The organism is Daejeonella sp., assembly GCF_030684675.1.
Lineage (GTDB): Bacteria > Bacteroidota > Bacteroidia > Sphingobacteriales > Sphingobacteriaceae > Daejeonella.
Genome location: NZ_JAUXXZ010000023.1, coordinates 88,535 through 109,707 on the forward strand (window position 1 = coordinate 88,535; position 21,173 = coordinate 109,707).

A 21,173-nucleotide genomic window follows, 5' to 3' on the forward strand; every position below is an offset into this window, starting at 1 on the left:
CTCTCCCATTCGGAGAGGTTTTTTAATTTTGTACCATGCCAGAAATTTCAAGTAAAGGCAGGCAGATGCCTGCTTCTCCAATTCGCAAGCTTACTCCTTTTGCTGATCAGGCAAAACGTGAAGGAAAAAAGGTTTATCATTTAAATATCGGTCAGCCGGATATTGAGACCCCTCAGGGAATGCTCGATGCGATAAAAAATATAGATTTTAAGGTCTGGGCCTATACCCCTTCAGAAGGAACGCTGGTTTATCGTACCAAGCTGACTGAATATTATAATAAACTGGGTTATAACATCAATCCGGCACAGATCCTGGTGACAGTAGGTGGTTCTGAAGCAATTACTATCGCAATGCAGGCCTGTGTCAACGAAGGTGATGAGATCATAATTCCTGAGCCTTTTTATGCCAACTATAATGGATTCGCCTGCATGAGCAATGTGGTGGTGAAGCCCATCCTGTCTGTCATTGAAAACGGATTTGCGCTCCCTCCGATCTCTGAATTTGAGAAACTGATTAGTCCGAAGACCAAAGCTATCATAATTTGTAATCCAAATAACCCAACCGGGTACCTGTATTCAAAACAAGAATTGGAGGCTCTTAGAGAGTTATGCCTCAAATATAACCTGTTCCTCTTCTCTGACGAGGCTTATCGTGAGTTCTGCTATTATGGTAAGGAATTTATTTCTCCAATGCATCTCGAAGGACTTGATCAGCATGTGATCGTTTTAGATACTGTTTCCAAACGATACAGTGCCTGTGGTGCCCGTCTGGGATGTCTGATTACAAAAAACAAGGAAGTAATTGCCGCGGGATTGAAATTCGCACAGGCACGTCTGAGTCCGGGTATGGTTGAACAGATTGCAGCAACAGCCGCAGTTGACACACCTGATAGCTATTTTGAACAGGTAAATAAGGAATATACCATCCGCAGGAATACACTGGTTGAGCGACTTAACAAAATTGAAGGGGTATTTTGTCCGAACCCCGGTGGTGCGTTTTATGTTGTTGCAAAATTCCCGATCGACAATGCGGATAAATTCTGCCAGTGGATGCTGGAAGAGTTTGAACATGAAAATTCGACAGTAATGATGGCGCCTGCAACCGGATTTTACAGTACTGCAGGGGCCGGAACTAACGAAGTACGTTTGGCATACGTTTTGAACAAGGAAGATCTGGAAGCCGCAATGACCTGCCTTGAGCAGGCATTAAAAGTGTATCCGGGACGGATATAGTGGCTTTTGCAGGGATGCTATTGTAATATTTCGTATCTTTGCATTATATACTCTCCAACACAAAATTCAGGGGCCGACCGGAATTGACAGGATGGAGGCAGGTATGTAAGCATGCAGCGCATTGTGAGTAGTAGCGCTTAAATCTGAACTTTCAAACCACAATTGGCGAAAATAACTACGCCTTAGCTGCTTAATTTAGAATTAAGTAAGCTTTTGTTCCGTCAGATTCTGTTCTGTAATCTGACATCAGGAGCATCGAACAACAGGACTGGCCAGGGTTTAATGATGTGATAATCCGGTAAGACAAGACATCTACGGAAGACGGTACAGGTAAGCGGTTGACCTTCCCCTTCCCGACAATTAAACAACAGCTAAGCATGTAGAAAGCGTAACATGTCCCATGTTTGGACGAGGGTTCGAATCCCTCCGGCTCCACCACAGAAGCAGAAAAAGCTATCCTTATGGGATAGCTTTTTCGCTTCGTGGTGTTCCACAGCGATGGAGGCACGACATCTGCTGTCGGAACTCTATATAATTGAGTTCAATTTAGTAAGTTTATGAATGACACAAGCTTTGCCATATTGTATATATGTACTTTTTAGCGAAAAGGATGCAATGCTTTATGTTGGATATTCTTCAAATCTTGCAAACCGGATAGTAAATCACAATGCCGGTAGAACGAAAAGCACAGCGTCAAGAAGACCTCTCAAACTAATCTTCTGCGAATTTTATCTGTTTGAAAAAGATGCCAGAAATCGTGAAAAGTATTTAAAAACTACAGCAGGTAAAAGAGCATTAAAACTAATGCTTCGATCAACGCTTCATAGCCTTGGCTATGCGGAAAAAGTATCATTTATTTTCGCCAATGAGGATGAGGATAATGACTAATATTTGGATGAAGCTCTTCTGATTCGCCGAAGCGACCTATGGTGGACGAAGTCCACCGCAGGGTTGCGAAGGAGACTAAATGATAAAAACCAAGCCCATAAGGTTTGGTTTTTTTATGTAATAATTTTCAGGAGGGATGAGAACCCGGATGGCTCTAAACTTTCTCTGGATGGGGATGAACGAAAATCATAACATCAAGAGCCTTATTAAAATAATCATCTGTTATTTCAGTCCGATTTAAATAGCTTAAGCGATATTATACTATAGACAAAATCTATAACAACATAAACATAATCGATAAGATTTATAATATAGAATAATGTAGCTTTGAATAGGCGAATTAAACCGCAAAAACCTACAAATTCGATATATTTATCTTATATAATTTAATAAAATTTTAATAAAATGGAAAATAACACATCCCAGGGCAAGTGCCCGTTTGGTCATGGTTCATTAAAACCAAGCGCAGGTGGTGGCACAAGCAACCGCGACTGGTGGCCAAATCAGTTAAAACTGAACATTCTGCGTCAGAACTCTACACTATCTAACCCTATGGGCGATAGATTCAATTACGCCGAGGAGTTCAACAGTCTGGATCTGGATGCTGTAAAAAAAGATATTTTCGAATTAATGACTACCTCACAAGACTGGTGGCCGGCTGATTATGGTCATTATGGTCCATTCTTCATTCGTATGGCATGGCATAGTGCCGGAACTTACAGGATCCAGGATGGACGTGGTGGAGCTGGCTCTGGAACCCAGCGCTTTGCACCCCTGAACAGCTGGCCTGATAATGTGAGCCTCGACAAGGCACGCTTACTGCTTTGGCCGATAAAACAAAAATATGGCAGAAAAATTTCCTGGGCAGATTTGATGATCCTCACCGGTAACTGTGCACTAGAATCAATGGGTCTCAAAACCTTTGGTTTCGGTGGCGGACGTGAAGATGTTTGGGAGCCTGAAGAAGATATTTACTGGGGTTCTGAAAAAGAGTGGTTGGCCGATCAACGCTACACTGGCGACCGCGAACTTGAAAACCCTTTGGCAGCTGTACAAATGGGTCTGATTTATGTAAATCCAGAAGGACCTAACGGAAATCCTGATCCGATTGCGGCAGCACGCGATATCCGTGATACTTTTGGCCGTATGGCAATGAATGACTACGAAACTGTTGCCCTGATTGCGGGCGGCCATACCTTTGGTAAGGCACATGGAGCCGCTGATCCTGGTGAATATGTAGATGTGGCGCCAGCAGCTGCAGGTATTGAAGAGCAAGGCATGGGCTGGAAAAACACATTCGGCAGTGGCAAAGGAGCTGATACTATCAGTAGTGGGCTGGAAGGTGCCTGGACAACCACACCTACCAAATGGAGTAATAACTATTTTTGGAATCTGTTCGGCTACGAATGGGAATTAACCAAAAGCCCTGCAGGTGCTCAGCAATGGATACCGAAGCATGGAATGGGTGCAGGAACTGTGCCTGATGCTCACGACCCTTCGAAGCGTCACACACCAATCATGTTCACTACTGACCTTGCATTAAGATTAGATCCAGTTTACGAAAAAATTTCAAGGCACTTTCATGAGAACCCGGATGAATTTGCAGATGCCTTTGCCAAAGCCTGGTATAAACTTACCCACCGAGATATGGGACCTACTTCACGCTATCTTGGTAAAGAAGTTCCTGCTGAAGTATTAATCTGGCAAGATCCAATTCCTGCAGTTTCGCATGAGTTGATTGACAATAATGATATCAATGCACTGAAAGCTAAGATACTTGAATCAGGACTTTCAATTTCCCAACTGGTTTCTACGGCATGGGCTTCGGCATCAACCTTCCGTGGTTCTGATAAACGTGGAGGTGCAAATGGTGCACGCGTCCGCCTGGCTCCTCAAAAATACTGGGAAGTCAATAATCCGGCTCAACTCGCTCAGGTGATTGATAAACTGGAAAGCATTCAACAAGAATTCAATAGTGCCCAGTCTGGTAATAAAGCAGTTTCCCTCGCTGATCTGATCGTTCTTGCCGGCTGTGCAGCTATCGAGAAGGCAGCTCAAAATGCCGGTCATCATTTACCAGTTCCATTTACAACAGGAAGAAGCGATGCTTCACAGGATCAAACTGATGTAGAATCATTCGCTGTTTTAGAGCCACAAGCAGATGGTTTCCGTAACTACAAGAAGTCCAGGTCAACTTCTACAACAGAAGAAATGCTAATCGATAAGGCACAATTATTAACGCTTACTGCACCAGAAATGACTGTTCTTGTAGCCGGCATGCGTGTCCTCAACACAAACTTCGATCAGTCTCAGCACGGTGTCTTCACAAAAAATACAGAAGCACTTAGCAACGACTTTTTCGTGAACCTGCTTGATTTAGGTACAACCTGGAAAGCAATTTCTGAATCTCAGCAGGTATTTGAAGGTCGTGATCGTGCAACAGGTGAAATCAAATGGACCGCAACCCGCGCCGACCTGATTTTCGGATCAAACTCCGAGCTTCGTGCAATCGCCGAAGTTTATGGATGTGAAGACTCCAAAGATAAGTTCGTTCAGGATTTTGTTGCCGCCTGGACTAAAGTGATGAATCTTGACCGATTTGATCTTGCATGATTTAATAAAAAATAATTTAATAGAAAAGGTGGCCAGATAATGAGCCACCTTTTTTTATACCCTGCTCATTCGCTTATTATCTATTCGAATAGATTTAATATCCATAAAAATTTAGCGACTAGAATTTAGTTGCAATTACAAATCGCCTTTTATAGATTTGTAATAACCGTTTAATAATTCAATGACATAACCTGTAGCTGCTTATAGATATATTGGTTCAGTTTATAAACTGTTCCATCATGTCGAGATTTGAAAAGCTACAAAGAAGATTTTTATCAGTACCTAAAGACTTCACATGGGAAGAATTGGTTAAAATTTTATCTGCCTTTGGTTATGAAGAAATTATTGCTGGAAAAACGGGTGGATCAAGAAGGAAATTCAAAGATAGTAACAATAATATCATCTCCCTTCATAAACCTCATCCCTCCAGCATATTAAAAGAATACACTATTTCTGATGTGATTAATCATCTAAAAATAAATGGGCATATTAAACATGAATGATATCTTACAATACAAGGAATACTATGCTTCGATACAATTAAGTGCTGATGATGAAATATTTACCGGCAAGGTATTAGGCATTAATGACCTGATAAATTTCGAAGGGTCTTCAGTTTCAGAATTAAAAAAAGCTTTCAAAGAGGCTGTAGATGACTATCTGCAAACCTGTTCAAGTATTGGCAAAACACCAGACAAGACTTTTAAAGGCAGTTTCAATGTCCGTGTTTCGCCTAAGCTTCACCAGGAAGCTTCTACATTTGCAGCCATTCACAATATTACTTTAAATGAATTTGTTAAAACAGCACTTTCATATGCATTGAAGCAAAAAGAAGATGTCAGTCAAATTCTGGAAGAAAATAACAAAAAGCTGGAAACCGCTTAAGCGCCTTTCGAAACATTATATTATTAAAAAATGATCCAAAACCTCATCCATCAATACAATTTACTCCCCCACCCCGAAGGAGGTTATTTTAAAGAGACTTACCGATCAACAGAAAGTATTCCGGCGAACGGATTACCATTAAGATTTCCCGCTGAGCGGACTTTCAGCACCGCCATTTATTTTCTGTTATTAAAAGATTTATTTTCAGCTTTCCACCGCATCAAAAGTGATGAATGCTGGCATTTTTATGAAGGAGACAGCCTGAGTGTGCATGTGCTGCATCTTGACGGAACTTACGAACTGATTCGTCTGGGTAAAAACCGCGAAGAAGGAGAAGTTTATCAGGCCATAGTACCTGCCTGTGCATGGTTTGCTTCAGAAACAAGCGGAGAATATTCATTTGTTGGCTGTACCGTAGCTCCGGGATTTGATTTCACCAATTTTGAACTTGCTAAAGCTGCTGAACTGAAACCAGAATATCCCGAATCTGCAAGCTTAATTGAAAGACTTTGTCGTCAGTGAAAAATCTTTAAATTACAGTATAATTAATACAAGTTTTCATTCATGAAAATTCTATCATTTATTCTGGTGGTACTTATACTTCCAACGAGTATAATTGCTCAAAAAATCACCACAAGGGCAAAAAATGTATTGATTATTTATTCAGATGATCATAGTTATCATGCCTTAGGTGCTGCCGGGAACAAGGAGATTTCAACCCCAAATCTGGATAAACTGGCAAAATCAGGATTGATGTTTACCCAGACTCATGTAATGGGCGGGCATCAGGGTGCAGTTTGTATCCCAAGCCGTGTGATGCTACTAACAGGTCGCTACGTAAACAGATTACCCGGAGATGGAAATACAATCCCCGATAGCATTGTTAGTTTGCCCGAAGTATTACGAAAACAGGGTTATAACACCTACCATACCGGTAAATGGCATAGTGATAAAGCATCCCATAGCCGCATGTTCAGTACAGGAGGGGATATATTTTTTGGAGGAATGCATTTTCCGAAATTTGGCGGACAGGAACATCCAACAGTATCTCTTTTCGATAGTACCGGAGTTTATAGTGAAAACCGCAAGCGGGTCAGTGATATTTACAGCACCACGCTTTATGCAGATAATGCCATCCGCTTTTTGAGTAGTTCAACAGCGAATACAAATCCATTTTTCTGTTATGTGGCTTTTACTTCTCCGCATGATCCAAGAACTCCTCCAGGGAATTTTGCAACAATGTATGATCCAAAAAAAATTACCTTGCCAGCAAATTTCCTGATTAAACATCCTTTTGATAATGGTGATCTGAATGTACGGGATGAACAATTGTTACCTGTTCCCCGGGATCCGGAAGCTACTAAAAAAGAGATTGCCCTATACTATGGAATGGTTAGTGAAATGGATGCCCAGGTTGGGAGGATTTTAGAAGCACTTGAGAAAAACGGCTTGAAAGAAAATACCTTAATTGTTTTTGCAGGTGATAACGGCCTGGCAGTGGGACAGCATGGATTACTCGGCAAGCAAAATCTTTATGAGCATAGCATCAGAGTACCCATGATTATGTCAGGTCCCGATATACCTGTTAACAAGAAAACTGAAGGATTTACTTACCTGAGTGATATTACACCGACAATAATAGATTATCTGGAGGTAAAAAGACCCTCAAGTGTGGAAGGACGTTCATTATTGCCTGTTATTCAGGATCCATCAAGAAAGGTCAGATCATCTATTTACAATGTTTATGGTCACTGGAGCAGAAGTATTAAATCTGAGGATGGTTATAAAATGATCGTTTATAATGTGGATGGAATCGCAACTACACAGTTGTTCAATCTCAAAAAAGACCCATTGGAAATTAAAGATCTTTCCAAAGAGCCGGCCTACAATGAAAAGATCCTGCAAATGAGAAATCTGCTGAAACAGCAAATGACAGCTGCATTCGACGATCTTAATATTGATCTGCCTGATTGGGGAAGAAAGAAAAATCAGAAATCCCGTGGTAGTTGAAAACAGAAAATCAATTAAAATGATAATCAATACTTCAAATAAATACATTGCTTTAATTACTGCATGCCTGATACTTGTCTTAACCGACAAAATCTATGCTCAGAAAAATATTCCACTTCCTAAAAAAAGTCAGTTAGTCTGGCAGGATGCAGAACTTACGGCACTAATCTCTTATGATCTGCATGTTTTTGATGGTAAAAAATACAATCAGGCGTTAAACAGGATCACACCTATCGCCGATTACAATATTTTTAATCCCACAAAACTGGATACTGATCAATGGATCAGGTCTGTGAAAGATATGGGAGGTAAGATTGCGATTCTTACGGTAACACACGAAACCGGATTTGCACTTTACCAATCTGATGTGAACCCCTATTCCATGAAGGCTCTTAAGTTCAGAATATCAATAATTAGTTAACCCGAGTAATAGCCTGATTAACCTGAGATTGATATTAAACTATCTAAAGATTAATATTTAACCACATAGATTGACTGTTATTATGCTTTAAAGGAGACATAGATTGTAAATCACATAGCTTGAAGCGAAGCTTCAAGGCTATCTGTGTCTAAAATATGGGGTAGAAGCTATAAAATGCTATGTTTCTATGCGGTTTTTTAAATATTATGTCGAACTCACGTTAATTAACCAGAAAATGTAAAATTCTGCAGGCATTGCCATTACTCTTGCTATTCTTTTCTGAAAGGGTTCTGATAATCAGGGTATGCTTTTTATCATCTAATTGATCATTTAGCATGATGTACCAGGGAAGATGAAGTCCCCCGCTCCATTGGGTGTAAAGATCTGCCTTTTTAAAAGCAGCTCCGTCAATACTATATTCAATCATACCTGCATCCGGACCTGAAGCAATACAGATACCAATAGCCTTTCCGGTAAAGTCAAGCTTCATTTCAGCACCGGATACTTCTGCGACCATTGCCGGAATGTCCACATAGCGCTTTCTTGTAGAAACACCATCCTTAGGCGACCATTTCTCAATAAAATTCCAGTTAATCACATTTCCCGCCTGACTAACAGGCAGATACTGACCTGAGGTATAACTGAAGCTATCCAGCGCTTCGGGCAATAGCCTGGCTGTAGGTTTCGGACTGTCTGCAGCAACCTTTGCGAATGCATTATCCAAAAATGTGCTGATCGAGCGGGCATAAATCTCATGGCCAAATTCTGATGGATGAAGATCCTTAAAATCATCTTTCCAGTTAAACTCAGCGGCAAGAATCCGGTCGCTAATCTCTCTGGCCAAATGAATACTATTCACTTTGTATCGCTCAGCTACCTTTTCGTGATTGATAATAACTTCCGGCACACCACCATTCCTATAAATTTCTAGTTTTGGGGGATCAATAAAATGCAACATCACCACATCCATTTTGGGATAACTTCTTAATGCATGACTAATAATACCTTCCATCCCCCTTAATTGTGATTTTCCATCAAAGCCATTCACTTCATCATTTACAGCTGCCTCTTCAAAAAACAAGTCGATCGGACCTTTTGAAAGCACATCCTGTTCCAGCCTGAATGCTCCGGGAGTGCTTCCGGTTGAACTGATTCCGGCATTGATAAATTCAAAATCAGTATCCGGAAAACGGCCTTTCAGATAGCTTTCTATCTTCCCGCGCCAGGCACCACCTTCCGTAATTGATCCACCCATAAAAGCTACCCTTCCTTTTTTCTCCTGACTGAATTTATTATAACTGTTTTGCAAGCTCTGCCGGTGAATATGGTAATTGGACGGCGGAATAAAATTATTTGAAGCCCCATTTTGCTTTCCCGGTGGCTGAATAACTTGCTGAAGCCTTAATGAATCTGCGATCTGTTCGTATAATTCATCAGGCCATGGAATCTGCTTACCTGTTTTCTTGTAAGTTGGCATAGCAGCCCCCCTTTTTTTAAGCTCATTGGTCAGAAGCCCCGCCATTTCCTTCAACTTTTTGACTTGAAGCATTGAAAGATCGTTTTTCTCCCCAATATCAGCCTGAATATCATATAGCTCCAGCTTAGCTGCCTTATGAAAATAAATAAGTTTCCATTTACCTTTGCGAATGGCAGAAGCCCAGGAAATTCCTTTCAGATTGATAGTTGTCCAGTTATTTGGATAATGCCATAACAGAATCTTCTCATTATCTGTTTTATTCGAATCAAACAGAAAAGGGCTGATACTTCTACCGTCAACTTGTTGTATAGTGCTGTATTTTTTGAGTCCGGCCAATTCCAACACAGTTGGAAAAATATCATCAATACCTACATATTGATTATTGGTACTGGCTTTGGCTATTCCCGGCCCTGCTGCGATCATTGGAATACGAATTCCCCCTTCATACAAAGATCCTTTCCCCATTTTTAATGGCAAATTTTGAGTATGTGCCAATCCACCTCTGTTCGGTGTAGTTGTTAATCCACCATTATCAGAAAGAAATAGAATATAGGTATCATCGGATATTCCTTCGGCATCCAGATAATCCATCAGATCACCCAAACTTTTATCCATGCCTTCAATTAAGGCTGCATATCGGGCTTCTGTATCCGACAAACCCCTATCGATATAGTTCTGATAAAAACGTTTGTCCTTACTGAATGGCAAATGCACCGCATAATGCGACATGTACAAAAAGAATGGCTTTTTATTTTTCCTGTTTGATGCTAAAGTAGCAATGGCCTCTCTGGTCAGAGCCTCGGTAAGATTTAAACCCTGATCTGCATACTTATCCAATCCCCTGACACCCCAGGTAGTGTCATTTGGATTGTTTCTATATCGGTCTTCGGCCAGAAAACTTCCCGGATGACCGGCTGCTGTGCCTGCAATATTCACGTCAAAACCAATTGTTAAAGGATCTGATGCAGGGGTGCCATATGGAGCAAAATGGGCCTTTCCGCAATGTATATTGAAATAGCCTGCCTGCTTTAAAAGTACTGGAAGTGGTGTAGCTATTACGCTATTGTTAATTCCTTTTGCCAATGCAAGTCCGTTATGGTTCCACACCGGAGGAATCAGAACACTGTCCGGATAATCGGTAGGCGTATTCTTTTTTACATTGGTCCAGTTAGTTATTCCATGCCTGGCTACATTCATTCCGGTTACCAGACTAACCCGGGTTGGTGTACAAACTGAATTAGCATAAGCATTACTAAATTTCATCCCACGCCTGGCAAGACGCTCCATATTTGGGGTACGATAGATCCCGTTTAAACTGGTTGATTTAGACCAGAAAGGCACAGAAGTATCCTGCCAACCCATATCATCAACCAGAAATACGATGATATTCTTTTTTTTCTGTTGGGAAAATGCCTGCATCGAAATAACTGAAAGCAAAGCAATTAGAAGGGAGTATCTGATCTTTAGCATTTGACTAAATTAAATAATAAAACCAAAAAATGATACTCAGGTAATAAAAATGCCTTATTGAAAACGGAGGGTAGTATTTCGTCAATCCATGAAGAATATTGAATGAAAATGTGAATACAATTTTTCTATCTTGTCATTCAAATTCAATTTTGATCACAAATATGTTAAAAGAAGCAAGGAATACTTTAAATCAATGCTTAGGAACATCGGGCCTGTTTGTTTTATTTTTCCTTATTCCTTTGTTCATTATAGCGCAGGAACAAAAAACTAAACCAAACATTATTTACATCTATGCTGACGATCTTGGCTATGGAGAGCTTGGCAGCTATGGTCAAACAAAAATAAAGACCCCACATCTTGACCGGATGGCAAAGGAGGGAATGCGTTTTACACAGCACTACAGTGGAGCACCCGTTTGTGCACCATCCCGGAGCATTTTGATGACAGGAAAACATTCAGGGCACTCTTATATCAGAGGGAATTATGAAATGGGTGGTTTTGCTGATAGTCTGGAGGGCGGACAAATGCCCCTGCATGAAGGTGCCTATACAATTGCCAAAATGCTTAAAGAAAGAGGCTACCATACCGGGCTTGTTGGGAAATGGGGAATGGGGGTTACCGGAACTACCGGTAGTCCGCTGAACCATGGCTTCGATTATTATTACGGAGTTCTGGATCAGAAGCAGGCACATAATTTTTACCCTACACATCTCTGGGAAAATGACAAATGGGATGCATTGAACAATCATGTATTCAGTGTTCATGGAAAAATTGATTCAAAAACTGCAACAGGCGCCGATTTTGAAAAGTTCAGAGGCAAAGATTATGCTCCCGCAAAATTCACTCAGAAGGCATTGAGTTATATTGAAAAGAATAGCAAACAACCTTTCTTTTTATACCTGCCCTATACCTTGCCGCATCTGGCTTTGCAGGCTCCAGAGGAATCTGTCAGGAAATATATTGGTCAGTTTGATGAAAAGCCCTATTATGGCGAAAATGGTTATGCGCCCAATAAATATCCACTCTCAACCTACGCTGCTATGATTAGCTATCTTGATGAGCAGGTAGGAATCATCATGGACCGGATAAAAAAACTCGGACTGGATGAGAATACGATCATTATGTTTTCAAGTGATAACGGTGCTACTTTCTCGGCAGGGGTGGATACAAAATTTTTTAACAGTGTTTCAGGTTTACGCGGATTAAAAATGGATCTCTATGAAGGCGGAATCAGGGTACCGTTCATAGCCCGATGGCCAAATCATATTAAAGCGAATACCGTGAGTGATCATGTTTCTATTCAATATGATATTATGCCTACCCTTGCAGAACTAAGCGGCTCAAAAATTACACAAACAGATGGAAAATCATTAGTCCCGGAACTATTAGGAAGGGAAACAGAGCAGAAAAAACATGAATTCCTTTATTTTGAATACCCTGAAAACGGAGGGCAACTAGCGGTTAGAATCGGAAATTGGAAAGGGGTAAAAAGAAATGTGAGGAAGAATCCCAAAGATCCATGGGAGCTTTTTGATCTTGCAACAGACAAATATGAGCGTAATGACCTTGCTGCTAAACATCCGGAGATCATTGAAAAGATGAATGCTATTGTAAAGCGGGAACATGTTCATCCTCATATACTTGACTGGGAATTTATTGACCCAAAAATCATCAGGAACTAATTTAGTATAGACCAAATTTTAACACCAAAATATGAAGTATCGCTTTTTAATATTATTTCTGATTCTGGCTGCGGAATCATTCGCACAGAAGCCTAATGTGGTCTTGATTTATGCCGATGATTTGGGTTATGGCGATCTCAGTTGCTATGGTGCAAAAGCCATAAAAACGCCAAATATTGACAAATTAGCCAAACAGGGAATGAAATTTACCAGGGGCTATAGTACTTCAGCAACCTGTACGCCATCCCGATATTCCTTGCTAACCGGCCGTTATGCATTTCGTCGGAACGATACTGGAATAGCCCCGGGAAATGCTTCCGCACTAATTAAGGGCGGGCAGCAGAGCGTAGCTACTGTTTTCGGTAAAGCAGGTTATCAATCGGCAGTTGTAGGTAAATGGCATCTGGGCCTTGGTGGTGCTGAAGGCCCTAACTGGAATGGTAAGATATCTAACGGACCACTAGATATAGGATTCAATTATGCATTTCTGATCCCTGCAACCGGCGACAGGGTACCTTGTGTCTATGTTGAAAATGATCGGGTAGTAAATCTGGATCCAAAAGATCCGATTGAGGTTAATTATGTAAATAAAATAGGACAATGGCCAACAGGGAAAGATAATCCTGAACTTTTAAGAATGAAACATTCTGACGGGCATGATAACACCATAGTCAACGGAATCGGTCGTATAGGTTACATGACTGGCGGAACCAGCGCCCTATGGAAGGATGAAGATATTGCCCAGCGAATTACTGACAAAGCAAAAGAATTTATTTCAAAGAATAGCCAAAATCCATTCTTCCTTTTTTTCTCTACTCATGATATTCATGTTCCGAGAGTCCCTAATTCCCGATTCCTTGGCAAAAGTGGCCTTGGAAACAGAGGCGATGCAATTTTGCAATTCGACGATTCAGTTGGGCAGCTTATGAAATTACTTGATTCGCTTCAACTGAGTTCAAACACTATGGTTATTCTAACAAGTGATAACGGACCCGTTGTAGATGATGGATACCATGATGGTTCAAAAGAGAATATTGGAAAGCATAAGCCCGCTGCGGGCTTAAGAGGAGGAAAATACAGTGCTTTTGAAGCAGGTACACGGGTACCATTTATTGTCAGGCATCCATCAGTAAAAGCAGATGAGAGCTCAAGTGCCTTGGTATCACAGGTAGATTTTTTGGCAACAATGGCGGGTTTAACGAATCAAAAATATGATGTAGCTTCAGCATCAGACAGTCAGAATCAGCTGAAAACCTGGCTTGGCTCCGATACCAAAGGAAGAACACATGTTATTGAACAGTCAGGAACATTAAGTATCGTACAAGGTAACTGGAAGTATATCAAACCGAATAAAGGTCCTGCTTACAATCCTAAAATCGATATCGAATATGGTAACGATGAAGCAGAACAACTCTACGATCTTAGCAGGGATCCCTTTGAGAGATATAATCTCGCAACTTCCGTTCCGGCAAAATTAAGTGAATTGAAAAGTCTCTTACAAAACGAATTATTAAAGAAATAAAAATTTGTTCTGTTAGAAAAGCTACATCAGTTCACATATTAGATTCATGGATATCACAGAAAGAAAATATTTATCTAATTTAGAAATCTAGCAACAATCCAATTAAAAGAATTTAGTGTACTATTAATCTGCAATTAATAAACATTATAACCTGTTAAACTCTCATATTTATTTAGAAGATTTAAAAAACCAGATTATGCTGATTCCAGAAAAAGATGATGAAAGTGATAAGCGCTTTTACAAAGCAGCCCAATTAAGCAATCAGATTTATATTGACACCCAAAAAATTAAAAAATTTCTATACTACACCTTTCTAATACAACTAACATTCAATCTTGTAGTAGTCTTTTTAACTGAAGCAGGCCATACCAATTTTTATGGTTTTAAAAAGTTCTTCTTTGATGATGAAGAAAGTATACCTACTTACTTTTCAGCTATTAACCTGCTTTTCGCGGGCATTCTATTGGCCTTAATTACAAATTTAAAGTCAAAGGTAAATGATCCTTTTACTATGCGCTGGAAGATACTTTCAATCCTGTTTATACTCTTATCGATCGATGAAATTGCTGGTTTTCACGAAATGACCATCGATCCTTTGGTTCGGGTTTATCAGCTTAGCGGTTACATGAGGTTTCCCTGGGTTATTTTGGGATTAATTTTCATGACCGGTTTTTCCCTGTACTATTTTCAATTTCTAAAAGCCTTGCCCAGACCTTATATTAAAGGCTTCTTTTATTCTTGCTTGATTTTTTTAAGTGGCTCAATTGGTCTGGAAATTATAAGTGCCAAAATATTTATCAGTCTGGAACAAAGTCCTAAAGATCTGATGTATAATTTAGTAACAACCATGGAAGAAAGCTGTGAAATGCTTGGAATAATTATGTTCATTAATGTTTTGCTTTCATATCTAAAGTCATTGAATATCACCACTAACTTATATTTTCAACACAGTGAATAGCATTAAATCACTGTGTTGAATTATTATTCTCTAAGAAAAACTGATCACTAAAGTTGACCAGAAACAGCTCCTTATTAGAGCGGGTGACCCCGGTATAAAGCCATCTTAAAAATTCAGTATTCAGCATTTCATCGGTAAGATATCCCTGATCGATAAAAACGGCAGGCCATTGTCCGCCCTGAGCTTTATGGCAAGTGACAGCAAAGGCAAATTTTATCTGGAGGGCATTGTAGTATGGATCCTTCTTTAGTTCCTCCATCCTGAGTTTCTTGTTTTCGATATGCATATAATCCTGCAATACTGCTTCATAAAAGCGTTTATTGTCGGCATTGGAAAGGCTTGGCGTTTCAGAATATAAGGTATCCAGCATCACTTTACAGCTCAGTGGTTCCTGGTCAGGATAATCAAGCAATTCAATGACAAGCTCAGCAAAGCGGAAGCCATATTGCTCTTCAATGCTTCTCACCTTCCGTATCTTTGCAATATCTCCATTTGCAATAAAATCACCGCTATTATCTTCCGGTTTCAGCCAGAAATAATTATTACGAACAACCATAATATGGTCGCCACTACTTAACTCCTCCTCCCGGTACAAAATCCTGTTACGGATATTTTGATTGTAGGCATTTGCATTTTTATTGGAGCGGCAGATCACAATGCTATTTTCCATTCCATACTTATCATAGGCATAATTCAGGCCTTCAATAAGTCGTTCACCGGTCATTCTGAAAATATCCTTGTATCCCCTGATCTTAAATTTTGGGAAGACTTCTTCTCCTTTCCGTACCAACTCACGGAGTTGTGTAGCATTAAACAGTATTCCGGATTCCTTTTCCTGACGAACTACATCAGTCAGTTCATAGGTAAAAACACTCAATCGGAACTGATCGGAAACGAATTGTTTGTTCAGTGCCGGACTTATAGCCGAACCTACCGGCGGCAATTGTGCGGTATCGCCTACTAACATCAGTTTACAGTTTTTACCATTGTAAACGTAGGAGATCAGATCCTGCAAAAGGCTTTGACGACTGTAATCATGCACCTGATCGGAGATCATGGAAGCCTCATCAACGATAAACAAGGTATTTTCCATGATATTATCACCCAGTACGAAATTCATTTCCGGACTTGCCGCAACTTTCTTACGGTATATTTTCTTATGGATAGTAAATGCTTTCTTGCCTGAATAATTACTGATTACTTTAGCTGCCCGGCCGGTCGGTGCGAGCAAAACTGATTTTAACTTCATTTTAGGCAGTACCTTAACCAGTGCACTGATCAGAGTAGTTTTACCGGTTCCTGCATAGCCTTTCAGAATGAAGCATTCATCAGCGTTTGTTGAACTAAGAAACTTCTCGAGCATAACAAAAACCTCTCTCTGCTGGGCGGTAGGTATTTTGCCAAAATTTTGCTCGATAAGATCCCGGATATACATTTCCGCAAATTGCAAATAATGAATCTATTATTTTTCGAAAGCATAAAATGGATTGAAAATAATTAAAGTGCTAAATCAGCAGATTGTGCAAAATATTGCAGAGAAACTATATTTTTGTTGTTGATGATCAAATTACTACACTTAGTCGACAACAGCTTACAATCTCAAACAGCAGCAAAGTGCGATCTTTTGATCCATATAGGTATTGGAAAACTACAATACGCCATTATTGATAAGGTAAGGGATGAACTTAAAGCTCTTGCAGAATATGAATTGCCTGAGATTAGTAATCTGGCTGACCTGATGCTTGCAATTGAAAGACTTCCTGAAACCAAACGGGAATTTACATACCCTTTCAGTAAGATCCGGATTTCTTTCGACTCCTATAAGTTCACGTTCATCCCTGAAGAATTATATGAAAATGAGAATGAGCAGGAATATGCAAAATTCTTTAATCCTTCGGCAACAGATCTGATTCTAACGAACAGGATCAGAACTTCCAAAATCAGAAACATTTTCGCCATCGATGCAAATTTCAATAGCGCTTTAAATCATATTTTTCAGAAGCCGCGTATTTACAGTCAGGCTAGTTCTTTCATTGAAGGCATAAAAAAAACCAACCCCGACAGAAATGGCACCTGCTTATTCATCGATTTTCATGGCGATCATATCCAGATTGCTTGTTTAAAAAAATCTGAACTTGTATTGTACAATATACTCGAATGTATCAATGCAGATGAATTTAACTACTATCTGCTAAATACAATTGATTCGTTAGATCTTGACCCAGCAATTACAAAAGTGATGATTTCAGGAGATGTGACATCCGGGAATGATGAATATTATGAGAGGATTATAAAATATTTTAAAGTACCGATGTTTGCCGATAGTAGATTAATTGTTAATCACCCGGAATTGTTTAATAATGTAAGTCCTCATACTTATTTCTCACTAATTAGTCTGGACGAATGCGAATAATAGGCGGGAAATTAAAAGGCCTGCGTTTAAACCCTCCAGCGAAATTACCTGTCAGACCTACAACTGATGTTGCAAAAGAAGCCCTGTTTAATATCCTTTTTAACCAGTTTGATTTTGAAAAGATTCGGGTTTTAGATCTTTTTAGCGGAACCGGAAATATTTCAATGGAATTTGCATCAAGAGGAGTCCCCAATATCTGCTCAGTCGACCGCGACTTTGGCTGCTATAATTACCTCAAAACATTAGCAAAACAATACGACCTTCCAGCCATAAAATCTTTCAAGGCTGATGTATTTAAATTCCTGGAATCTGAAACAGAAAAATATGATCTGATATTTGCTGATCCACCCTATGACCTTCCTCAAATCAATATAATTGCAAAAACAATTTTTGATCGTAATCTATTAAAGGCTGATGGATATCTGATTATTGAACATTCAAGTATGAAAAAGCTGGATAATCACCAAAATTATATTGAGCAGCGACAGTATGGCTCATCTTCATTTAGCCTTTTCAGGGAAAAGCAAGGTAAAAATGAAGATTGATTATATTCAATTATATTTAACTTTAATAAAAAAGCACTCTAAAGCAATTTCTGAATAAGTACAGATCATTTTAATTAATCGATCCGCCCCGGGCGGAAAAACAAAAAAACCTATGAAGATCGCCCTTTTTCCAGGCTCATTTGACCCGGTTACAAAAGCCCACGTCGATATACTAAAACGTTCTTTACCCCTTTTTGATAAAGTTATTATCGGTATTGGCTTAAACAGTACCAAAGCCCCATACCTTGGTATCGACATCAGAAAAGCAATGCTCAGAGCGGTATTTGCGAATGAGCCTAAAGTTGAAGTTCAAACCTATGAAGGACTGACGGTTGAATTTTGCAAAAAGATCAATGCCACATACATGATCAGAGGCATTCGAACAGTTTCAGATTTTGAATATGAAAAGGCGATCGCTCAAATGAATCATGCACTCGTACCCGAAATTGAAAGCATCTTTATTGTCAGCAAACCGGGGTATTCATCCATAAGTTCGACAATAGTTCGTGATATAATGAGGAATAATGGGGATGTGAGGCAGTTTATACCTCAGGAAGCGTTTGATTTAATTAACCCGAATTCGATAAAGAAAGGGTAAAATAATACGATTATAATTGGTCAGGTCGGGCTCTGGAGCGAAAATAATTTGATTTTTGAAACCAATACAGTTTTGCGTGTATTATAAGTAGCCGATTAAAAAGCACTTAACTTTCAGTTTGGCAATGACTTTATTAAAAGCACTGACCTTTGATTTATTAGTGGCTGTGCTTTATCTAATCTTGATGTCCGTAACCTAATTCTTCATTTTTGTCCCAAAATGCCATAAAAAGTTCCGCAGAAGTTCCTTTTCTACTAGTCCACTCCGCAACAATCTTTATTGCTTCTTCAAGGTCTTCAATATATGCCATTCTACCATCACTACCTCTTATTCCTTTTTCGTCCTTTTTAGCTCCTCGATTAATAAGAATATTTTTTTCATCATAAACAATTCTTCTCACATCTTCAAATTCCTTTCCTTTTGGAAGACTGTCTTTTAATAGCTTAGATAGACCGTGATAATATAATTGAAACTTTTGTACTGGGTCGTCTATTCGCTGACCAAGGAGAAGTTCCGCTTGATTTTCAACAATAAGTTCCGAGTCAAGATTTATAGAAAGTTGCTCTCCTTTTATATCTTCAGACTTTTGTAGAATTTCTAATCTCTCTAAGTCTTCCTTGGAAAGTTTCCTTTCTATTTTGCTTTGGTCTGTCTTTTTATCTTTCATACCACAATTTTATACTGTTAATAATTCTCTTATTTTTAATGCTGCTTCTTTAATTGATTCTATGTCCCAATTTGAAACGTTTAATTTTTTAGTGACGCTTTTTATATTAGGAAAATGTTCTTTAAAAGCACCCCAGTAATCATTTCCTTTTTCTGATTGCCTCCATTGGTACTGTGAATAAATTATACAAGGATGAACTTGACACTCTTTTGCAAATTTTTCCACCATAAATCTATTATGCATCATCTTTTCAATAAATCTCATTTTCTCAGATGATAATAAATACTCAGATGCAAATTCGTTTGCTTTATCTTCTTGTATTAAAAATAGATCAGGCTCACCAGACAAATGATAATTTGTTTTTTCAATTGTTTCCAGGTCAAATAAAATATGATGGAGTTCGTGAATCAGAGCAAACCAAATCGTTGAATAATTCCTATTGAAATCTGTAATTACGATACAAGGTTTATTTTTAATTAAAAACGTTGCTCCTCTTATTTGTGTTTTTGGCAAAGAAGGTTGAAAAACTACTGTAATACCGATGTTGTATAAGGCTTGAAAAACTGTAAGTAAACCTGTTTCAACGTTTTGCGTATATGGTTTGATTTTAGGAATTAATTCAACTAAATTTCGTCTGCTGTAATCGTTAGGGTTATCAATTAACTCAAAATATTTATAACTTGATTTAATCCAAAAATCTTTCATTTTATCACTAAAAGACTTTTTGGTTCTGCTATAAAACGCTTCACTTAATTCTCTATCATATTCGTAAATACTGTCTATATCGAAAAAATTACAAATTCTCTCTTTCAGTTTATCCAAAGAATCATTCTTATCAATAAACCCTAAATTTATCAACGTTTTAAGATCAAAATATTTATTGATAAATGTAATGTCCATTGATGATTGGAGTTCTTTTATTTCCTCAACAGGTCTATCTTTAAAATGAACGATTAATAGTTCATTGAAATCCATTTCTAAGAACTCAGCAAGTTTTAAGAGTTTAATTATGTCTGTTTGTTTGGAAGTTTTGTCAAGAATGGCATCTAGACTTCTTCTTTCCATTCCCGATAATTTTTCAAATTGAGTCTTAGTCAAACCCGAATTTTCAAGCTTCTCTTTAAATAGTTCTTCAAGAGTTGGACCATTATACTGAAAGCTTCTATCTAAAATATTATCTATCATTGAATTTATTTGAGGTAAATATACCGCAAATATAATGATATTAATTAAATAAGCAAATAATTAAAGGTAAATTTACCTTTTAAAAAAATTAGCATTTTCCTCTTTGTTTAATTGATTTAGCTGTGTGGTCAGTTAGCATAGCCACTAACTTTGTGTTATAGATTGGCTCAGCCCTTTCCTCCGGAGTATTTCCGGCAATAAATCCCGTTCTATTTCAAATTACGAATAGCCTGAAGCTACCTCCTCCGGCAAGGTTTATTTTACCCGGAGCTGTATTCCATTGGGACAGACAGCTCGGCCTTGCCGCTGCGCGCACTATAAATTAACGTGTTCTCGACATAATATTTTAAAAACCACATAGAAACATAGCAATTTATAACTTCTAACCTATATTTTAGACACAGATAGCCTTGAAGCTTTGCTTCAATCTATAGGATTTACAATCTACGTTTCCTTTAAAGCATAATAAAAGTCAAACTATGTGGTTAAATTTTAATCTTTAGATAGTTTAATATAGAACTCACGTTAAATTAGCACACATTACACACGTGCGCTGGCAAGTAGGCTGGCACAACCGAAGAGAAACAGACCCTGCTTTCTAAAACAA

At 38.8% G+C, this 21,173-nt stretch carries 18 protein-coding genes and 1 other RNA gene; 15 read left to right on the forward strand and 4 right to left on the reverse strand.

Features of this window, described 5'->3' with window-relative positions:
* The first annotated feature begins 35 nt into the window (after nt 1-35).
* The 9 genes from Q8M41_RS03930 to Q8M41_RS03970 all read left to right on the forward strand — a co-directional run bounded on the left by Q8M41_RS03930 (nt 36) and on the right by Q8M41_RS03970 (nt 8,049).
* Nucleotides 36-1,232 (forward strand): pyridoxal phosphate-dependent aminotransferase, encoded by a 1,197-nt coding sequence (locus Q8M41_RS03930; protein ID WP_305363942.1) that lies wholly within the window; start codon nt 36-38, stop codon nt 1,230-1,232.
* 69 nt (nt 1,233-1,301) lie between these two features.
* Nucleotides 1,302-1,670, forward strand: a transfer-messenger RNA (tmRNA) gene (gene ssrA / locus Q8M41_RS03935).
* Nucleotides 1,671-1,793: 123 nt separating this feature from the next.
* Nucleotides 1,794-2,120 carry a GIY-YIG nuclease family protein gene (locus tag Q8M41_RS03940; protein WP_305363943.1) on the forward strand — a complete coding sequence of 109 codons (327 nt, stop codon included), beginning with the start codon at nt 1,794-1,796 and terminating at the stop codon, nt 2,118-2,120.
* A 405-nt stretch (nt 2,121-2,525) separates the two neighbouring features.
* A complete protein-coding gene (gene katG / locus Q8M41_RS03945; RefSeq protein ID WP_305363944.1) occupies nt 2,526-4,733 on the forward strand; it encodes a catalase/peroxidase HPI in 2,208 nt (735 codons plus the stop codon).
* Between the two features lie 239 nt (nt 4,734-4,972).
* Complete coding sequence (locus Q8M41_RS03950) at nt 4,973-5,236, forward strand: type II toxin-antitoxin system HicA family toxin (RefSeq protein WP_305363945.1); 264 nt, start codon at nt 4,973-4,975, stop codon at nt 5,234-5,236.
* Nucleotides 5,229-5,618: a type II toxin-antitoxin system HicB family antitoxin gene (locus tag Q8M41_RS03955; protein ID WP_305363946.1), complete on the forward strand. Its 390-nt coding sequence runs from the start codon at nt 5,229-5,231 to the stop codon at nt 5,616-5,618. Before Q8M41_RS03950 ends, Q8M41_RS03955 begins: the two co-directional genes overlap by 8 nt.
* Nucleotides 5,619-5,648: 30 nt before the next feature.
* The gene (locus tag Q8M41_RS03960) at nt 5,649-6,140 is read left to right on the forward strand and encodes a cupin domain-containing protein (protein ID WP_305363947.1); all 492 of its coding nucleotides are present in this window, start codon (nt 5,649-5,651) and stop codon (nt 6,138-6,140) included.
* 42 nt (nt 6,141-6,182) lie between these two features.
* On the forward strand, nt 6,183-7,628 hold the full coding sequence (locus Q8M41_RS03965) for a sulfatase-like hydrolase/transferase (RefSeq protein ID WP_305363948.1): 1,446 nt from the start codon (nt 6,183-6,185) through the stop codon (nt 7,626-7,628).
* Between the two features lie 19 nt (nt 7,629-7,647).
* Nucleotides 7,648-8,049, forward strand: a complete 402-nt coding sequence (locus Q8M41_RS03970; protein WP_305363949.1) for an alpha-L-fucosidase — start codon at nt 7,648-7,650, stop codon at nt 8,047-8,049.
* Between the two features lie 220 nt (nt 8,050-8,269).
* Here Q8M41_RS03970 and Q8M41_RS03975 read toward each other — a convergent pair whose 3' ends face one another.
* The gene (locus Q8M41_RS03975) at nt 8,270-10,996 is read right to left on the reverse strand and encodes a sulfatase-like hydrolase/transferase (RefSeq protein ID WP_305363950.1); all 2,727 of its coding nucleotides are present in this window, start codon (nt 10,994-10,996) and stop codon (nt 8,270-8,272) included.
* A 161-nt stretch (nt 10,997-11,157) separates the two neighbouring features.
* Between Q8M41_RS03975 and Q8M41_RS03980 the strand changes: the two genes are divergently transcribed.
* The 3 genes from Q8M41_RS03980 to Q8M41_RS03990 all read left to right on the forward strand — a co-directional run bounded on the left by Q8M41_RS03980 (nt 11,158) and on the right by Q8M41_RS03990 (nt 15,158).
* Entirely contained in the window at nt 11,158-12,678 is a 1,521-nt protein-coding gene (locus Q8M41_RS03980) for an arylsulfatase (RefSeq protein WP_305363951.1), read from the forward strand.
* A gap of 31 nt (nt 12,679-12,709) precedes the next feature.
* Nucleotides 12,710-14,200, forward strand: a complete 1,491-nt coding sequence (locus Q8M41_RS03985; RefSeq protein WP_305363952.1) for an arylsulfatase — start codon at nt 12,710-12,712, stop codon at nt 14,198-14,200.
* 196 nt (nt 14,201-14,396) lie between these two features.
* Nucleotides 14,397-15,158 (forward strand): hypothetical protein, encoded by a 762-nt coding sequence (locus tag Q8M41_RS03990; protein ID WP_305363953.1) that lies wholly within the window; start codon nt 14,397-14,399, stop codon nt 15,156-15,158.
* Nucleotides 15,159-15,165: 7 nt separating this feature from the next.
* Here Q8M41_RS03990 and Q8M41_RS03995 read toward each other — a convergent pair whose 3' ends face one another.
* Nucleotides 15,166-16,593: an ATP-dependent RecD-like DNA helicase gene (locus Q8M41_RS03995; protein ID WP_305363954.1), complete on the reverse strand. Its 1,428-nt coding sequence runs from the start codon at nt 16,591-16,593 to the stop codon at nt 15,166-15,168.
* A gap of 123 nt (nt 16,594-16,716) precedes the next feature.
* Between Q8M41_RS03995 and Q8M41_RS04000 the strand changes: the two genes are divergently transcribed.
* From Q8M41_RS04000 to coaD, 3 genes are all read left to right on the forward strand, one after another.
* On the forward strand, nt 16,717-17,571 hold the full coding sequence (locus Q8M41_RS04000; protein WP_305363955.1) for a DUF3822 family protein: 855 nt from the start codon (nt 16,717-16,719) through the stop codon (nt 17,569-17,571).
* Entirely contained in the window at nt 17,562-18,116 is a 555-nt protein-coding gene (locus tag Q8M41_RS04005) for an RsmD family RNA methyltransferase (RefSeq protein ID WP_305363956.1), read from the forward strand. Before Q8M41_RS04000 ends, Q8M41_RS04005 begins: the two co-directional genes overlap by 10 nt.
* A 112-nt stretch (nt 18,117-18,228) precedes the next feature.
* Entirely contained in the window at nt 18,229-18,714 is a 486-nt protein-coding gene (coaD, locus tag Q8M41_RS04010; RefSeq protein WP_305363957.1) for a pantetheine-phosphate adenylyltransferase, read from the forward strand.
* 175 nt (nt 18,715-18,889) lie between these two features.
* Here the strand turns inward: coaD and Q8M41_RS04015 are convergent, their stop codons facing one another.
* A complete protein-coding gene (locus Q8M41_RS04015) occupies nt 18,890-19,381 on the reverse strand; it encodes a hypothetical protein (RefSeq protein ID WP_305363958.1) in 492 nt (163 codons plus the stop codon).
* A 9-nt stretch (nt 19,382-19,390) separates the two neighbouring features.
* Nucleotides 19,391-20,566, reverse strand: coding sequence for an ImmA/IrrE family metallo-endopeptidase (locus Q8M41_RS04020; protein ID WP_305363959.1), 1,176 nt, complete (start codon nt 20,564-20,566; stop codon nt 19,391-19,393).
* Between the last annotated feature and the right edge of the window lie 607 nt (nt 20,567-21,173).

What these genes read in the sequence shown, in the direction of transcription:
- Q8M41_RS03985 (WP_305363952.1), top strand. Translation starts at nt 12,710, where the DNA reads ATGAAGTATCGCTTTTTAATATTATTTCTGATTCTGGCTGCGGAATCA.
- Q8M41_RS03980 (WP_305363951.1), top strand. Translation starts at nt 11,158, where the DNA reads ATGTTAAAAGAAGCAAGGAATACTTTAAATCAATGCTTAGGAACATCG.
- katG (WP_305363944.1), top strand. Translation starts at nt 2,526, where the DNA reads ATGGAAAATAACACATCCCAGGGCAAGTGCCCGTTTGGTCATGGTTCA.
- coaD (WP_305363957.1), top strand. Translation starts at nt 18,229, where the DNA reads ATGAAGATCGCCCTTTTTCCAGGCTCATTTGACCCGGTTACAAAAGCC.
- Q8M41_RS03940 (WP_305363943.1), top strand. Translation starts at nt 1,794, where the DNA reads ATGACACAAGCTTTGCCATATTGTATATATGTACTTTTTAGCGAAAAG.
- Q8M41_RS03995 (WP_305363954.1), bottom strand. Translation starts at nt 16,593, where the DNA reads ATGTATATCCGGGATCTTATCGAGCAAAATTTTGGCAAAATACCTACC.
- Q8M41_RS03975 (WP_305363950.1), bottom strand. Translation starts at nt 10,996, where the DNA reads ATGCTAAAGATCAGATACTCCCTTCTAATTGCTTTGCTTTCAGTTATT.
- Q8M41_RS03930 (WP_305363942.1), top strand. Translation starts at nt 36, where the DNA reads ATGCCAGAAATTTCAAGTAAAGGCAGGCAGATGCCTGCTTCTCCAATT.
- Q8M41_RS03990 (WP_305363953.1), top strand. Translation starts at nt 14,397, where the DNA reads ATGCTGATTCCAGAAAAAGATGATGAAAGTGATAAGCGCTTTTACAAA.
- Q8M41_RS04005 (WP_305363956.1), top strand. Translation starts at nt 17,562, where the DNA reads ATGCGAATAATAGGCGGGAAATTAAAAGGCCTGCGTTTAAACCCTCCA.
- Q8M41_RS04000 (WP_305363955.1), top strand. Translation starts at nt 16,717, where the DNA reads ATGATCAAATTACTACACTTAGTCGACAACAGCTTACAATCTCAAACA.
- Q8M41_RS03950 (WP_305363945.1), top strand. Translation starts at nt 4,973, where the DNA reads ATGTCGAGATTTGAAAAGCTACAAAGAAGATTTTTATCAGTACCTAAA.
- Q8M41_RS03965 (WP_305363948.1), top strand. Translation starts at nt 6,183, where the DNA reads ATGAAAATTCTATCATTTATTCTGGTGGTACTTATACTTCCAACGAGT.
- Q8M41_RS03955 (WP_305363946.1), top strand. Translation starts at nt 5,229, where the DNA reads ATGAATGATATCTTACAATACAAGGAATACTATGCTTCGATACAATTA.
- Q8M41_RS04015 (WP_305363958.1), bottom strand. Translation starts at nt 19,381, where the DNA reads ATGAAAGATAAAAAGACAGACCAAAGCAAAATAGAAAGGAAACTTTCC.
- Q8M41_RS03960 (WP_305363947.1), top strand. Translation starts at nt 5,649, where the DNA reads ATGATCCAAAACCTCATCCATCAATACAATTTACTCCCCCACCCCGAA.
- Q8M41_RS04020 (WP_305363959.1), bottom strand. Translation starts at nt 20,566, where the DNA reads ATGATAGATAATATTTTAGATAGAAGCTTTCAGTATAATGGTCCAACT.
- Q8M41_RS03970 (WP_305363949.1), top strand. Translation starts at nt 7,648, where the DNA reads ATGATAATCAATACTTCAAATAAATACATTGCTTTAATTACTGCATGC.